This is a genomic window from Rathayibacter tritici (assembly GCF_002932875.1).
Lineage (GTDB): Bacteria > Actinomycetota > Actinomycetes > Actinomycetales > Microbacteriaceae > Rathayibacter > Rathayibacter tritici.
Genome location: NZ_PSWS01000062.1, coordinates 59,041 through 74,063, shown reverse-complemented (window position 1 = coordinate 74,063; position 15,023 = coordinate 59,041). Strand labels below are relative to the sequence as shown.

Genomic DNA, 15,023 nt, shown 5'->3' with positions numbered 1-15,023 from the left:
GCATGGCACGCACCGGTGAGGACCGGATCTGGACGGTCCCGAACGTCCTCAGCCTGGTGCGCCTGGCGCTGGTGCCCGTCTTCCTCGTGCTGGTTGTCTCCGGTGAGGACGCCCTCGCGCTCCTCGCTCTCGTCGTCTCGAGCCTCACCGACTACCTCGACGGCTGGATCGCGCGCCGCTTCGACCAGATGACGCGCCTGGGCCGCGTCCTCGATCCCGCCGCCGACCGGCTCTACATCTTCGCCACCGTTGTGGGGCTCGCCGCCCGTGGGCTGGTGCCCTGGTGGCTCGTGGCGGTGCTGCTGGCCCGCGACCTCATGCTCGTCGTGCTGGCGGTCGTCCTGGCCAGTCACGGCTACGGCCCGCTTCCCGTGCACCACCTGGGTAAATTCGCGACCTTCTGCCTCTTCTACGCCCTCCCGCTGATCATGCTGGGGCAGGCCTTCCCGGCGCTGTCGCCCGCCTCCCTGCCCATCGCCTGGGCGTTCGCGCTCTGGGGCGCGTTCCTCTACTGGTGGGCCGGGGTCGTCTATGCCGTGCAGACCCGGGACCTCGTCCTCGGGGTCCGCTCAGGTGCTCACGGGTCCGGCGAGGGTCACGATTCGGATACGCTGAGCGGATAGGAGGTACGTCTTGGTCGAGCCCGTCGGTGGAGCATCATCCGCCCAGCACAAGTCCGTTCCCGGTGAGCCGTCGACGGAGACGACTCTGACGTTCACCGACGACATCGGCGCCCAGCTCGCCGCTCTCGACAACCGCGCGTCCCGCGAGGAGGCCGAGGCCGTCGGTGCCCTGCCCTCCGGCTCGGCGCTGCTCGTCGTGCGTCGCGGGCCCAACACCGGCGCCCGGTTCCTCCTCGACACCGACTCGACGACGGTCGGCCGTCACCCCGACGCGGGCATCTTCCTCGACGACGTCACGGTCTCGCGTCGGCACGCGGAGTTCGTTCGTCGGGGCACCTCCTTCGAGGTCCACGACCTCGGCTCCCTGAACGGCACCTACTTCGACGGGGTTCGGATCGAGTCCGCGATCCTCACCGACGGCTCCGAGGTGCAGGTCGGCAAGTTCCGCCTCACCTTCTACGCGTCCCGCGCCGACCTCGTCGCTGCTCCGGACGCGTGAGCCGTGGGCCGCTCCTCGGCGCGCGCCCTCCCCACCGGTTCCGCCGCTCTGCTGAGCATCGGGCAGGTGCTGGCCCGGCTGACCACTGAGTTCCCGGATGTCACCCCGTCCAAGTTGCGCTTCTTGGAGGAGCAGGGGCTCGTCTCGCCGGCCCGCACCGACTCCGGGTACCGCAAGTTCTCCCCGTCCGACGTCGAGCGACTCCGGATGATCCTCGCGCTGCAGCGTGACCACTACCTGCCGCTCAAAGTGATCCGCGGATACCTCGACGACATCGATGCCGGACGCGAGCCCACGCTGCCCGCGGGCGTCGGGGGTCCTGGAGCCTCGCTCCTCGGCCCGGCCACCCGGCTGACCAGGCAAGGGCTGGTGGCCGAGTCCGGCGCCACGCCCGCCCTCGTTCAGGAGGCGATCGCCGCGGGTCTCGTGCGAGGCGGGGACGTGTTCGGCGACGAGGCCGTGACAACGCTCAAGGCACTCGTCGACCTCGGCCGCTCGGGCATCGAGCCGCGCCACCTCCGACCGCTGCGGGTCGCCGTCGAACGCGAAATGTCCCTCATCGAGAGCGTCGTCGCCTCGAGTGCGCGCCGCGGCGAGGCTTCGGGGTCGGCCGGCGCCGCCGAGAACGCGGTGAGCCTGGCCGCCCAGCTGGGCACGATCCGCGGGGCGATGGTGCGCAGCGCCCTCTCGCGGATCGCCCGCTCGTGAGCGCCGCTCCGCCCGCAGCGGAGGGCCCCGTGCGACACGCCGCGACCCCGAGGCCGATGTCGTTTACTCGGCCGGTCCCGGTCGGTACGGTAGGGAGCGCGTTCGGAGGATCCGGCGTCCGGATCCGAAAGGCACAGGAATGAGAGAAGTCAGCCGCGACGTCAGCGGCCAGCGCGACCTCCTCCTGTTTACCGACGGACTGCCCGAACTCGACGCCGACGCTGGCTACCGAGGGGCCGTCGCGGCCCGCGCTGCCGGCATCACCTACCGCCAGCTCGACTACTGGGCCCGCACCGGGCTCGTCGAGCCCACCGTCCGCGGCGCCTCCGGCTCCGGCACACAGCGCCTCTACGGCTTCCGCGACATTCTCGTCCTGAAGCTCGTCAAGCGTCTCCTCGACACCGGTATCTCGCTCCAGCAGATCCGCACGGCCGTCACGCAGCTCCGCGAGTCCGGAGTCGATGATCTCGCGCAGACGACACTGATGAGCGACGGCGCGAGCGTCTACCTCTGCACGTCGGACGACGAGGTCATCGACCTGCTCAGCCGGGGCCAGGGCGTTTTCGGTATCGCCGTCGGCAAGGTGCTCCGTGAGGTCGAGTCGAGCCTGGTCGAACTCGACCACCAGTCGGTCGATCCCACCGACGAACTCGCGCAGCGCCGCGCCTCCCGCCGCGCCGGCTGAGAGGGCTGGCTCTTCTCCCGGTCCCGGTACGCCGCCGCCGGCCACTACTGAGCGGCCGACACCTGCTCGCCGATGCGGCCGGTCCTGATGACCCGGTCGAGCAGCAGATCGAAGTTGTGCGCCATCTCCTGCGCGCTCTCACCGGGCCAGACGTGGACGGGCTTCGCCGCGCCCTGCGCCTGCTGAAGCGAGGTCCGCTCGGGCAGCTGCGGGCTGAGCACGAGCGGCCCGAACATGTCACGCAGCTCCTTGATCCGGAACTGGTGCTCGAGCGACTGGACGCGAGCGCGGTTGACGATGATGCCGAGTGGCTGCAGGCGCGGGCTCAGGCCGCGCCGGATCTCCTCGATCGCCCGCAGCGCACGGTCGGCGGCGGCCACCGAGAACAGGCCGGGCTCAGTGACGACGGCCACGCGGTCACTCGCCGCCCACGCCGTGCGGGTGAGCGCGTTGAGCGAGGGGGCGCAGTCGATCAGAACGAGGTCGTAGTCGGCCTCGACGCTGGCGAGGGCCTCCTCGAGCTTCCAGATGTCGCGGATGCTGGGATGCGGTCCGTCGAAGTTGATCGCGGACGGGCTGCCGATCAGGACGTCGATCGTGCCGTGGTGCTCCTTGGTCCAACCGGAGGGAGCGATCGCCGAGCGGACGATCTTCTCCTTCGGCGACGTCAGGACATCGGCGATGTTGAGGTGACCGGCGACATTGATGTCCATTCCGGTCGACACATCTGACTGGGGATCGAGGTCGACGACCAGCGTTCGCAGGCCCTTCGAGAACGCCGCGGATGCAAGGCCGAGGGTCACCGTGGTCTTGCCGACGCCGCCCTTGAGGGAGCTCACGCTGAGTACATGCATGGCTGACTACTTTACGTTCCCCCGGGCGGCAGAACCTAACCGTTGTCTGCACACGTCGTCCGCGGGGCCTGCGCAGGCGCGTCCCACTAGCAGCAGCGGCGGGCTCCGACCAAGCCGCCCGGTGCGATCCGAGCCCGCCGGTACACTCATCGCAAGCGGAAGGAGGCTCGTTCGCATGGATGAGCGCAACGACGAACAGCCCGACACCGAGACCGGTCCCACACCGCGAACCGCCCTGGACGCGGCCCGGGAGTCGGGTCAGTACTCTCCGCGGCCGACCGACACCGCACCGACCCTCCTGCCCGACGGGGTGCGAATCACTCCGCCCGGCCCGCGGCGCCGCTCCACCGCTCCCGCGCCCGTCGAGGACGAAGAGGCGATCGATGTCGGCCGCCTCGGCCTACCGCCCACCCGCTCGCACGCCCTCCTGCCGCCGGAGCCCACTCCTGGTTCGGCGCGCATTCCCGACGCGCCCGCTCCTGCCGCGCACGGACCGGTCGCGCACGGACCCGTCACGGCAGGCATCCCGACCCGGGCCCCGCTGCCGGCGCCCGACGAGCCCGCGGGCGAGCACGCCGCCGGACCCACCCGCCGCGACCGCCTCCGTGCCGAGTCTTCGAGCGCGGCTCCCACTCCGACTGAGCCGAGCGCAGCGGCACCCGAGTCGGCGTCGATGCTCACGCCGGACCGGCTGCTCGAGGTCAACCGCAAGACGCGGCCCGCCCCCACCGGCGGCTGGCACCGCTTCCTGTATGGCGTCAGCTTCCACACGGTCAACCTCGGCGACTCCGCCAAAGTGAAGGCGTGGAAGGCGATGGATGAGCGGATCGGTCGGCAGTTCGAGGGCGGCACCCGCTTCGTCCCGGTCATGACTCGCAAGGGCGGCGTCGGCAAGACCACGGTTACGACGCTGCTCGGCATGGCCCTCGCCGATGCCCGTGAGGACCGCATCATCGCCGTGGACGCCAACCCGGACCGCGGCACGCTGGCCGAGCGCGTGCCGAAGCAGACGCGGGCGACGGTCCGCGACGTCGTGAACCGCGCCGCCGGCGTGACCGGCTTCACCGAGTTCTCGACGATGGTCTCGCGCGACGAGACCCGCCTCGACGTTCTCGCCTCGGACACCGACCCGCAGCTCTCCGAGGCGTTCGACGAGAACGACTACAACGTCGTCGCCGACCTGGTCGAGCGCTTCTACTCGATCATGCTCACCGACTGCGGCACGGGGATCGTGCACTCGGTGATGCGGCCGACGCTGCAGCGAGCGGATACCGTCGTGATCGTCTCGGGCGGCAGCGTCGACGAGGCGCGCCTCGCCTCCGAGACCCTCACCTGGCTCGACGCGAACGGCTACGGCGACCTGGTGCGCAACGCGGTCGTCGCGCTCAACACGGCGACGCAGGGCACGAGCCTGGTCAAGCTGGAGGAGATCGAGTCGCACTTCCGCTCCCGCGTCCGCGACATCGTCCGCATCCCGTACGACCCCGTACTCGCCGCCGGGTCCGTCGTGAAGTGGGAGCAGCTGCGGGAGGGCACGAAGGAGGCGGCGCGCCTGCTCGCCGCGCTCGTCGTCGAAGGGATGCCGGTTCGGCGTGTCTGATCTTGTCGATGTCACTCGGGGTGACACCAGCCGGATCGACGCCTTCGACCTGATCGTGATCGGCGCGGGATCCGGCAACTCGATCGTCGGACCCGAGTTCGACGACCTGCGGGTCGCGATCCTCGACGACGGCGAGTGGTTCGGCGGCACCTGCCTCAACGCGGGCTGTATCCCCACGAAGATGTTCGTCCACGTCGCCGATGTCGTCACCGACGTCGACCAGGGCGAGCGGATCGGCGTGCGCTCCCGGCTCCAGCGCCCCGAGTGGGCCGAGGTCCGCGATCGGGTTTTCGGTCGGATCGACGCGATCAGCGAGGGCGGCTTCGAGTACCGCGACCAGCGCTCCCCGAACGTGACGGTCCTGCGCGAGAGCTTCGGCTTCGAATCCCTCGGCGACGGCGTCCGGCCGCACGTTCTCGCCAGCGCGAGCGGAGCGCGCATCAGCGCTCCGCAGGTGGTCATCGCCGCCGGTTCTCGGCCGCGGCCCCTCCTCGCGGCCTACGAGCCCGACCCGCGCATCCATGACTCCTCCTCCGTGATGCGGCTCGACGAGCTCCCCGAGCGGATGCTGATCCTCGGCGGAGGCGCGGTCGCCGTCGAGTTCGCGCATGTCTTCTCCTCCTTCGGCACCGCGGTCACCGTCGCCGTCCGCAGCGACCGGCTCCTCCGCGCCCTCGACGAGGACGTCGCCCGCCGCTTCACCGCGATCGCCGCAGAGCGCTACACCGTGCTGACCGGCGTGAGCGTCGACAGCGTGGACGCCCGCGACGACGGCCTGCACGTCGCCCTCGAGGACGGCACCACGGTCGAGACCGACCTGCTCCTGGTGGCCCTCGGCCGCCAAGCCAACAGCGACACTGTCGCCGCCGCGACTGTTGGCATCGACCTGCACGAGGACGGCCGGATCAGCGTCGACTCCGAACAGCGCGTGCTCTCCGGCGGGCGCCCCGTGCCGGGGCTCTTCGCGCTCGGAGACGTCTCGTCGCGCTGGCAGCTGAAACACGTTGCCAACCACGAGGCGCGACTCGTCGCGCACAACCTCCTCCACCCGCGGGAGCTGCTCTCGAACACGCTCTCGCCGGTGCCGGGCGCGATCTTCGCCCACCCGCAGATCGCCCACTTCGGCCTCAGCGCCGCCCAAGCCCGCGAGCAGGGCCGTGACGTGATCACCGTCACCCAGGAGTACGGCTCCACCGCATTCGGCTGGGCGCTCGAAGACGACTCCAGCGCCTGCCTCCTGGTCGTCGGACTCGACGGCGCCCTCCTCGGCGCGCACATCATCGGGCCGCAGGCCAGTATCCTCATTCAGCCGCTCGTCCACGCCGCCAGCGCCGGCATCGGCATCCGCGGACTCGCCCGCAGCCAGTACTGGCCGCACCCCGCAGCGAGCGAAGTCGTCGAGAACGCCCTCCTGAGCGCGGAGGAGGCCCTGAGGGAGCGCACCACATGACCGAACGCCAGATCCGGATCTTCGGGGACCCGGTGCTGAAGACCCCGTCCTCGATGATCGACACGGTCGACGCCGGAGTTCGCGGCCTCGTCGACGACCTCCTCGACAGCGTCCGCCCGCCCGGACGAGCCGGCGTCGCCGCCCCCCAGATCGGCGTCAACCTCCGCGCCTTCAGCTACAACGTCGACGGCGTGATCGGCTACGTCCTGAACCCCGAGATCATCGAGCTCAACGGAGAACCGCAGCCCGTGGACGAAGGCTGCCTCTCCGTCCCGAACCTCTGGTACCCGGCGATCCGCTACCCGCACGCGAAAGTCCGCGGTACCGACCTCGACGGCAACGACATCGTCCTCGAAGGCGACGGTCTGATGGCCCAGGCCCTCCAACACGAATGCGACCACCTCGATGGACGCCTCTACCTCGACCGCCTGTCGAAGGACGACCGCCGCGCCGCCATGAAAGCCGTCCGCGAATCCCACTGGTTCTGAGTTGATTCCGAGCCGGTCCCTGCCCGGCTCGGCGCGGTTGGCTTGTTGAGGTGCGTGCGTTTCGGAGAGCGGGGTGCGTTTCGCCGACGGGAAAGCGCTGGGACGCGCTTTGCCGGATACGGCTCCGCTTATTTCCGAGCCGGTCCCTGCCCGGCTCGGCGCGGTTGGCCGTTCGGGGTGGGTGCGTTTCGGAGAGCGGGGTGCGTTTCGCCGACGGGAAAGCGCTGGGACGCGCTTTGCCGGATACGGCTCCGCTAATTTCCGAGCCGGTCCCTGCCCGGCTCGGCGCGGTTGGCCTGTTGAGGTGGGTGCGTTTCGGAGAGCGGGGTGCGTTTCGCCGACGGGAAAGCGAGTCAGCGGAGGGAGATGCCCTCGGTGGCGGGGGCGGCGGAGTAGACGGCGGCGATGGTGTCGGCGAAATCGGCGAGGATGACGTTCCGCTTGATGCTCATCTTCGGGGTCAGGTGACCGCTGGCCTCCGTGAACTCGGTCGGCAGGATCACGAACTTCCGGACCGACTCGGCACGGGACACGCGCTCGTTCGCCGCATCGACGGCCCGCTGCACCTCAGCCAGCACAGCCGGATTCACGGCCGCAGCCTCGAGCGACAGACCCGCCTCCTGCCCGTTGTTCGCCAGCCAGGTCGGCAACATCTCGGAGTCGAGCGTGACCAGCGCGGCGATGAACGGACGCTGATCCCCCACGACAACGACCTGACCGACCAGAGGATTCGCCCGGATCGGGTCCTCAAGCGCGGCCGGCGCCACATTCTTGCCACCCGCCGTGACGATGATCTCCTTCTTCCGGCCCGTGACCCGCAGGTAGCCGTCCTCATCGAGCGTTCCGAGATCACCCGTCCGGGACCACTCGCCGTCGAACGCCTCCGCCGTGGCCGCCTCGTTGTTCCAATAGCCGCCGAAGACGTCGATCCCGCGCACCTGGATTTCGCCGTCGTCCACGATCCGCACCGAGACGCCCGGCAGCGCCGGACCGACCGAACCGATCTTGAACCGTTCCGTACGGTTCACTGTGGCGGGCGCCGTCGTCTCGGTGAGGCCATAGCCCTCGAGGATCTTGATGCCGAGGCTGTGAAAGAAGTGCCCGAGCCGGTCGCCCAGCGGCGCGGACCCCGAGACGGCGAAGCGCACACTGCCGCCCATCGCGGCCCGCAACTTCGAGTAGACGAGCCGGTCGAAGAGCAGGAACTGCAGCCTCAGCGCGAACGGCACCGAGCCCGCCTCCGCGGCCATCGAATGGGCGACCGCGACATCGGCGGCGCGACGGAAGATCGTCCCCCGCCCCGCGGCCTCGGCCTTCTGCTCGGCGGAGTTGTACACCTTCTCGAACACGCGCGGGACGGCCAGGAGGAAGGTCGGCTTGAAGGAGGCGAGCGAGGGGAGCAGCTGCTTGGTGTCGGCCTGATGCCCGACTTTCACCCCGCCGTGCACGCACAGGATCGCGATGAAGCGGGCGAACACGTGCGCCGTGGTGATGAACAGTAGTGTCGACGCGCCGGGCTGGTGAATCAGCTCCGTGAGGGCAACCGCCGAGTTGCGGCTGAGCTCGACAAAATTCGAGTGCCTGATGATGCAGCCCTTGGGGCGGCCGGTGGAGCCGGAGGTGTAGATGATCGTCGCGATGTCGGCACCGGCTGCCAGCGAGCGGCGGCGCTCGATCTCGGCGTTCGGGACGTCGACGCCGCGCGCGACGAGCTTGTCGAGGTCGCCGAGCCCGATCTGCCAGGCGAGACGGACCTCCGGCAGATCGGCGCGGACCTCGTCGAAGCGGGCGAAGTGCTCGGCGGTTTCGACGATCACGGCATGAGCGCCCGAGTCGGCGAGATTCCACTGCACCTGGGCGGGGGAGGACGTCTCGTACACGGGGACGAGGACACCGCCGGCGAACCAGACGGCGAAGTCGATCAGCGTCCACTCGTAGCGGGTCGTGCAGATCAGCCCGACTTTCTCGCCCGGCTCGACACCGGCGGCGACGAGCCCCTTGGCGAGCGCGGTGACCTGATCGAGGAACTCCTGCGCCGTCACGTCGCGCCAGTGCGCGCCGTCGGGCAACGCGAACAGCGGCCGCTCGGGCGTTTCGCGCACGCGGTCCAGGAGGAGGGCGGTCGCGTTAGCCTGCGGGTCGGCCGCCACCACGAGGGGAGAATCGAACTGGTCCACGGCAACTCCTTCGGTACCTGAATCAACGTCGCCTCCACCCTAGCGGCGTCGTCGAAGCTGTGGATCTTTTCAGGCTGACAATCCGGCGCAGAGCCGACACACCCCGCCGGGTCTCATCGCCGAGCCGCACCGGGCACCCCTCGGTCACTACACTCGATCTGGCCGCCGCTCAGGTCGGCCCGCCGTCGCTCCAGCGCCGGTGACGACGGGAAGGCGGTGCGCGTGCACGCGATCGGGATCGACATCGGCGGCACGAAGATCGCCGGAGCCCTGGTCGATGAGTTCGGCGGGATCCTCCGCGAGGACCGTCGGCCCACTCCCGCCGGGCACCCCGAGCTGATTGTCGACGTCGTCGTGGAGATGGTCGAGCACCTGCGCTCGGGCCTGCTCCCTGGGGACGTCGCCGCAGTTGGAGTCGCCGCCGCCGGTTTCATCGACGCGTCCCAGTCGATCGTCTACTACGCCCCGAACATCAATTGGCGCAACGAGCCCTTCCGCGAGAAGCTGTCGGCCCGTATCGACCTCCCGATCATCATCGAGAACGACGCGAACGCCGCGGGCTGGGCCGAGTTCCGCTATGGCTCCGGCCGTCTCGTCAGCGACATGCTGATGCTCACGATCGGCACCGGAGTGGGCGGCGCGATCGTGATCAACGACCGGCTGTTGCGCGGCGGCTTCGGCGCCGCGGCTGAGATCGGGCACATGCGTGTCGTCCCCGGTGGTCTGCCCTGCGGCTGCGGTGCCCGTGGCTGCATCGAACAGTACGGTTCGGGGCGCGCGCTCCAGCGTTTCGCCGGCGAGCTCGCCGACGCGGGCGGGATCGGCCAGGGCATCGCTGACGCCCGCACCCGCAACGGCGGCGAGTTGACCGGACACGTCATCTCCGAGCTGATCACGGCGGGTGACCTCGGCGCCCTCGCCGCGCTGCGCCAGCTCGGCCACTGGCTGGGCGAGGCGGCCGCCAGCCTCAGTGCCGTCCTCGACCCGCAGATGTTCGTCATCGGCGGGGGAGTGGCGCAGGCCGGGGATCTGCTGCTGGACCCGATCCGCCAGGCCTACGTCGACAATCTGCCCGCCCGAGGGTTCCACCCGGAGCCCGAGTTCCGTATCGCCGAGCTCGTCAACGACGCCGGAGTCGTCGGGGCCGCCGACCTCGCGCGCGTGCACGCGAACTCCCTCTGACGCCACCCGCCGCACCCGACCCACCGCACCGCCGAGGAGCCCGATGTTCTACTGGTTCATGAAGCACATCGTCGCGGGCCCGCTCCTGAAGACGATTTTCCGCCCGTGGGTGGTCGGTGCCGATCGCATTCCCGCGAGCGGTGGTGTGATCCTCGCCAGCAACCACCTCTCGTTCATCGACTCCGTGATCCTCCCGCTGGTGATCGAGCGCAACATGGTGTTCTTGGCGAAGAGCGACTACTTCACCGGCAAGGGACTCAAGGGCTGGGCGACGAAGACGTTCTTCACCGCCACCGGGATGCTGCCGATCGACCGCTCCGGTGGCAAGGCGTCGGAGGCCTCGCTCAACACGGGGCTGCGCGTTCTCGCCGGCGGCCACGCGCTGGGCATTTATCCCGAGGGCACGCGAAGCCCCGACGGGCGGATGTACCGCGGCCGCACCGGAGTCGCCCGGATGGTCCTCGAGGGGCGCGTGCCCGTCATCCCCGTCGCGATGATCGACACCGCCAGGATCATGCCGATCGGTAAGCGCCTGCCCGCACTCGGTCGGATTGGCATCGTGTTCGGCGAGCCGCTCGACTTCAGCCGCTTCGAGGGCATGGAGGGCGACCGCTTTATCCTCCGCTCGATCACGGACGAGATCATGTACGAGCTCCTTGCCCTGAGCGGACAGGAGTATCTCGACGTCTATGCGACCTCGGTCAAGGAGAAGCGCGCGGCGCTCACCCGCTGAGCGCCCGTTCGGCGCCCTTGCCCGGCCGCACCGCCGCCCAGGCGATAAGCTCGTCAACCGCTGCCGTCCGTCCGGGCGGCGGCCCTCCGCGCGCCGCTGGCGCCCGTTAGAACCGGGAACACCCTCGTGGTCATCGATCCGAACGAACCGTACGTCCTCGCCGCCCCCTCCGTGGTCGCCGGCCTGGACTCGTGGCGGGAGCTCGAGATCAAGCAGCAGCCGCACTGGCCCGACATCGAGGCCGTGACGAAGGCGTCCGCCGAGGTCGCCGCGTTGCCGCCGCTCGTCTTCGCCGGCGAAGTGGACCAGCTGCGCGAGCGCCTCGGAGCCGCGGCCCGTGGCGAGGCCTTCCTGCTGCAGGGCGGCGACTGCGCCGAGACCTTCGCGGGAGCGACCGCGGACCAGATCCGCAACCGGGTCAAGACGGTGCTGCAGATGGCCGTCGTCCTCACCTACGGCGCGAGCATGCCGGTTATCAAGATGGGCCGCATGGCCGGCCAGTTCGCCAAGCCGCGCTCAAGCGACCTCGAGACCCGCGGCGACGTGACGCTGCCGGCCTACCGCGGCGACATCGTGAACGGCTACGACTTCACTCCGGAGTCGCGTGCCGCGGATCCGCGCCGCATCGTGCAGGGGTACCACACGGCAGCCTCGACCCTGAACCTCATCCGCGCCTTCACGCAGGGAGGGTTCGCCGACCTGCGTCTCGTCCACTACTGGAACAAGGGCTTCACCGAGAATCCGCAGAATCAGCGCTACGAGCAGCTGGCCCGGGAAATCGATCGCGCGGTCAAGTTCATGGTGGCCTGCGGGGCCGACTTCGAGGGCATGCAGCGCACCGAGTTCTACACGGGTCACGAGGGCCTGCTGATGGACTACGAGCGCCCGATGACGCGGATCGACTCACGCACCGGCACGCCGTACAACACGTCGAGCCACTTCATCTGGATCGGTGAGCGCACTCGCGATCTCGACGGCGCTCACGTCGACTTCCTCTCGCGCGTGCGCAACCCGATCGGCGTGAAGCTCGGCCCCTCGACGACGCCGGAGACCATGCTCGAGCTGATCGACAAGCTCGACCCGGAGCGCGAGCCCGGCCGGCTCACCTTCATCACCCGGATGGGAGCCGGAAAGATCCGCGACGCGCTGCCGCCGCTGCTCGAGGCGGTCACGCGCAGCGACGCCCTGCCGCTGTGGGTCACCGACCCGATGCACGGCAACGGGCTGACGACCCCGACCGGCTACAAGACCCGGCGCTTCGACGACGTGGTCGACGAGGTGAAGGGCTTCTTCGAGGCGCACCGAGCGGCGGGAACGCACCCGGGCGGCATCCACGTGGAGCTCACGGGCGACGACGTCACCGAGTGCCTCGGCGGCTCGGAGCACATCGATGAGGCGACGCTGGCCACCCGCTACGAGTCGGTCTGCGACCCGCGGCTCAACCACATGCAGTCGCTCGAACTCGCCTTCCTTGTGGCTGAGGAGCTGCGCGGCCGCGCACTCTGACTCCGTCCCGCCGGTCGACCCGTCGCTCAGGGGCGGCTCGGCCTCCGGGACGTCAGGTCGTGATCGTGATGGACAGCTGGATGGTCGTCCCGCGCTGCACGAGGTCACCGGCCTTGTTGGACTGGTTGGTGACCTTCGTCAGCTCGTTCGGCGCCGCGTCGATCAGCGGACCGAGGGTGGTCAGCGAGTAGCTCCACGCGAGGTTTGCCGCCTCGAGGGCCGCCTTCGCCTGGTCGCGGTTCATCCCGACCAGGTTCGGTACGGCCACCGGCTTCGGGCCCTTCGAGGTGACGACGGAGATGGCGTCTCCCGTCACCGCCGGTGCCTCCGGGTTCGCCTGGGTGAGGACCACGCCGACGGCGACCGTGTCGCTCCAGTCCTCGCCGCTGCGGTCGAGCGCGAGGCCTGCGGCCTTCGCCTTCGCTGTCGCGTCGTCGATCGAGAGACCGACGACGTTGGGGATCGGTCCGAGGCTCACCACCATCGCGATGCTGCTGGTCTCCGACATCGTCTTGGGCAGCGCGGAGCCGTCGGGGAGCGCGGCGGAGATGACCACGCCCGCCGCGACGTCGGCGTCGAACCTTCTCGACACATCGCCGACGGTGAAGGAGCCTGCGGCGACCTTCGCGGTCGCGTCGGCCTCCGAGAGGCCGGCGAGATCGGGGACCGGCAGCTGGCGCGGCCCGCTGGAGACCGTCAGGGTGATGACGGAGCCCTTGTGCACTCCCTGCCCGCCGGGCGGATCGGAACTCATGACTGTGCCCGCGGGAACGGTGAGGTCGGGTGCCGCCTGCGGCTCTACCTCGAACCCCTGCGCCTGCAGCTGGGTCGTCGCGTCTTGCTGGGACTGGCTGACGACGTTCGGGATCGACACGATCGCCCCCGGTCCCTCGCCGAACCACCAGGCCGTTCCTCCGCCGATCAGGGCGAGGAGGAGCACGACCACCGTCAGCAGGACTCCACGGCGCCGCCGGACGCGGCGCTTCGCGGCGAGACGGGCGACCGTGTCGTCGTCCTCGTCCATCACCAGGACGGCGCCGGTAGCCGGCGAGCGCTCGATGACCGAGGTGCGGCCGGGCTCCGCCGGGGCGAAGAGGGCCGTCGCCGGTTCGGGAACGGGGAGCGGAGCGACCGCCTGGGTGTCGCCGCGCCGGTCGCTCGGAGTGATGCCCATCAGGCGTTCGGCCTCGAGCAGCTGCGCGAGCATGACTCCGGCGTCCCGGGGGCGCATGTCCGGGTCGCGCTCGGTCGCCCAGAGCACGAGCTCATCGAGCGAGGTGGGCACTGAGGCGACCGTCGCACTCGGGTAGGGCACGGAGTCGTTCGCGTGCTGGTAGGCGATCTGCATCGGCTGCTCGCCCGTGAAGGGCTGCTGGCCGGTGAGCATCTCGTAGATCATGATCCCGATGGCGTAGATGTCGCTGCGGGTGTCGGCGGTACCGCGGGTGACCAGCTCGGGGGAGAGGTAGGCGATGGTGCCCAGGAGCGCCTGGCCGGAGGCGGTGTTCGCGGAGGCGGCGCGAGCGAGGCCGAAGTCGCCGATCTTGATCCGGCCATCATCGGCGAGGAGGACGTTCTCTGGCTTGAGGTCGCGGTGCAGGATGCCGGCTCGGTGCGCGGCGGCGAGACCGGAGAGCACCGAGTGCATGATGTCGACCACCTGCTGGGCGGTCAATCGGCCGCGTTCCTTCAGCAGGTCGCGCAGGGTGATGCCGGGGAGATACTCCATCACCAGGTAGGCCATGTCCGAGTCCTGGCCCTGGTCGAAGACGCTCACGACGTTCGGATGGGCGAGGCGGGCGGCCGAGCGCGCCTCCTGGACGAAGCGGTTCTTGAAGGTCGCATCATCGGAGAGGTGACCGTGCATGACCTTCATCGCGACGCGGCGCTCAAGGCGCTGATCGTGTGCCAGATAGACGGTTGCCATGCCGCCCCGCGCAATTCGCGAGCGCACCTCGTACCGGCCGTCGACGAGACGGCCGAGGAGAGGGTCGAGCTGGCTGGTGGTCACGCGATGAGTCTAGGCAAGACCCCCGGCGGAACCGGTGAGCGACGCCCGGGCGGCGCAGGACCCGGCCCGTCCCACCTGGCCGCCGTCGCGGTTGGCGGCCCTGCGGGCTCGTGGCAGTCTTAACGGGTGACCGACTCGTCCGCTGCCCCCGCCACCTCGACCGACTCCGAGCTGGAGTGGTTGACCGTCCCCGACCTCGTAGAGCTGACCGGACTCGGCGCCGGCCGGGTCCGCCGCCTCCTCGAGGAGCGCCACCTGCTCGGCAGCCGCCGGGACGGTGTCCTGAAGGTGCCGGCCCTCTTCCTCCGCGAGGGCGAGCCGATGACGGAGATCCGGGGCACCGCGATCCTGCTCGCGGACTCCGGCTTCACCGACGATGAGGCCGTCGACTGGCTGCTGGCCGTTGAGGAGAGCCTGGGCACGAGCCCGATCCTCGCCCTCCGCGCCGGTCGCAAGGCCGAGGTCCGTCGGGTGGCCCAGGCCCTGGCCTGAGCCCTGGATCCGCTC

The 15,023-nt window shown here is 70.0% G+C and carries 14 protein-coding genes; 11 read left to right on the top strand and 3 right to left on the bottom strand.

Features of this window, described 5'->3' with window-relative positions; genetic code table 11:
- Positions 1 to 2 precede the first annotated feature (2 nt).
- The 4 genes from C5D07_RS12235 (at position 3) to C5D07_RS12220 (ending at position 2,515) form a co-directional block, all read left to right on the top strand.
- Positions 3 to 623: a CDP-alcohol phosphatidyltransferase family protein gene (locus tag C5D07_RS12235; protein WP_068252600.1), complete on the top strand. Its 621-nt coding sequence runs from the start codon at positions 3 to 5 to the stop codon at positions 621 to 623.
- Between the two features lie 10 nt (positions 624 to 633).
- Complete coding sequence (locus C5D07_RS12230) at positions 634 to 1,122, top strand: FHA domain-containing protein (protein ID WP_068252601.1); 489 nt, start codon at positions 634 to 636, stop codon at positions 1,120 to 1,122.
- 3 nt (positions 1,123 to 1,125) lie between these two features.
- Positions 1,126 to 1,830, top strand: coding sequence for a transcriptional regulator FtsR (gene ftsR, locus C5D07_RS12225; protein ID WP_068252603.1), 705 nt, complete (start codon positions 1,126 to 1,128; stop codon positions 1,828 to 1,830).
- 139 nt (positions 1,831 to 1,969) lie between these two features.
- On the top strand, positions 1,970 to 2,515 hold the full coding sequence (locus C5D07_RS12220) for a MerR family transcriptional regulator (RefSeq protein WP_068252604.1): 546 nt from the start codon (positions 1,970 to 1,972) through the stop codon (positions 2,513 to 2,515).
- Between the two features lie 44 nt (positions 2,516 to 2,559).
- Here the strand turns inward: C5D07_RS12220 and C5D07_RS12215 are convergent, their stop codons facing one another.
- Entirely contained in the window at positions 2,560 to 3,369 is an 810-nt protein-coding gene (locus C5D07_RS12215; RefSeq protein WP_068252605.1) for a ParA family protein, read from the bottom strand.
- A gap of 175 nt (positions 3,370 to 3,544) precedes the next feature.
- Between C5D07_RS12215 and C5D07_RS12210 the strand changes: the two genes are divergently transcribed.
- The 3 genes from C5D07_RS12210 to def are packed head-to-tail and all read left to right on the top strand — an operon-like array spanning position 3,545 to position 6,907.
- Positions 3,545 to 4,969, top strand: a complete 1,425-nt coding sequence (locus tag C5D07_RS12210; protein ID WP_084415844.1) for a MinD/ParA family ATP-binding protein — start codon at positions 3,545 to 3,547, stop codon at positions 4,967 to 4,969.
- Complete coding sequence (locus tag C5D07_RS12205) at positions 4,962 to 6,419, top strand: mycothione reductase (protein ID WP_068252608.1); 1,458 nt, start codon at positions 4,962 to 4,964, stop codon at positions 6,417 to 6,419. Before C5D07_RS12210 ends, C5D07_RS12205 begins: the two co-directional genes overlap by 8 nt.
- Positions 6,416 to 6,907, top strand: a complete 492-nt coding sequence (gene def / locus C5D07_RS12200) for a peptide deformylase (protein WP_068252611.1) — start codon at positions 6,416 to 6,418, stop codon at positions 6,905 to 6,907. Before C5D07_RS12205 ends, def begins: the two co-directional genes overlap by 4 nt.
- 353 nt (positions 6,908 to 7,260) lie before the next feature.
- Here def and C5D07_RS12195 read toward each other — a convergent pair whose 3' ends face one another.
- Entirely contained in the window at positions 7,261 to 9,084 is a 1,824-nt protein-coding gene (locus C5D07_RS12195) for an AMP-dependent synthetase/ligase (RefSeq protein WP_104259434.1), read from the bottom strand.
- Between the two features lie 222 nt (positions 9,085 to 9,306).
- On the opposite strand from C5D07_RS12195, the gene C5D07_RS12190 reads away from it, so the two are divergent.
- The 3 genes from C5D07_RS12190 to C5D07_RS12180 all read left to right on the top strand — a co-directional run bounded on the left by C5D07_RS12190 (position 9,307) and on the right by C5D07_RS12180 (position 12,505).
- Complete coding sequence (locus C5D07_RS12190; RefSeq protein WP_068257128.1) at positions 9,307 to 10,266, top strand: ROK family glucokinase; 960 nt, start codon at positions 9,307 to 9,309, stop codon at positions 10,264 to 10,266.
- A gap of 43 nt (positions 10,267 to 10,309) precedes the next feature.
- Complete coding sequence (locus C5D07_RS12185; protein ID WP_068252613.1) at positions 10,310 to 10,999, top strand: lysophospholipid acyltransferase family protein; 690 nt, start codon at positions 10,310 to 10,312, stop codon at positions 10,997 to 10,999.
- A gap of 126 nt (positions 11,000 to 11,125) precedes the next feature.
- A complete protein-coding gene (locus C5D07_RS12180; protein ID WP_373408352.1) occupies positions 11,126 to 12,505 on the top strand; it encodes a class II 3-deoxy-7-phosphoheptulonate synthase in 1,380 nt (459 codons plus the stop codon).
- 52 nt (positions 12,506 to 12,557) lie between these two features.
- Here the strand turns inward: C5D07_RS12180 and pknB are convergent, their stop codons facing one another.
- The gene (pknB, locus tag C5D07_RS12175; protein ID WP_068252614.1) at positions 12,558 to 14,516 is read right to left on the bottom strand and encodes a Stk1 family PASTA domain-containing Ser/Thr kinase; all 1,959 of its coding nucleotides are present in this window, start codon (positions 14,514 to 14,516) and stop codon (positions 12,558 to 12,560) included.
- Between the two features lie 126 nt (positions 14,517 to 14,642).
- Here pknB and C5D07_RS12170 point away from each other — a divergent pair, with 126 nt between their 5' ends.
- Positions 14,643 to 15,008: an Rv2175c family DNA-binding protein gene (locus C5D07_RS12170; RefSeq protein WP_068252615.1), complete on the top strand. Its 366-nt coding sequence runs from the start codon at positions 14,643 to 14,645 to the stop codon at positions 15,006 to 15,008.
- Positions 15,009 to 15,023 lie beyond the last annotated feature (15 nt).

Coding starts and splice junctions, on each gene's coding strand:
- C5D07_RS12235 (WP_068252600.1), top strand. CDS start 3: ATGGCACGCACCGGTGAGGACCGGATCTGGACGGTCCCGAACGTCCTC.
- C5D07_RS12220 (WP_068252604.1), top strand. CDS start 1,970: ATGAGAGAAGTCAGCCGCGACGTCAGCGGCCAGCGCGACCTCCTCCTG.
- C5D07_RS12215 (WP_068252605.1), bottom strand. CDS start 3,369: ATGCATGTACTCAGCGTGAGCTCCCTCAAGGGCGGCGTCGGCAAGACC.
- C5D07_RS12210 (WP_084415844.1), top strand. CDS start 3,545: ATGGATGAGCGCAACGACGAACAGCCCGACACCGAGACCGGTCCCACA.
- def (WP_068252611.1), top strand. CDS start 6,416: ATGACCGAACGCCAGATCCGGATCTTCGGGGACCCGGTGCTGAAGACC.
- C5D07_RS12185 (WP_068252613.1), top strand. CDS start 10,310: ATGTTCTACTGGTTCATGAAGCACATCGTCGCGGGCCCGCTCCTGAAG.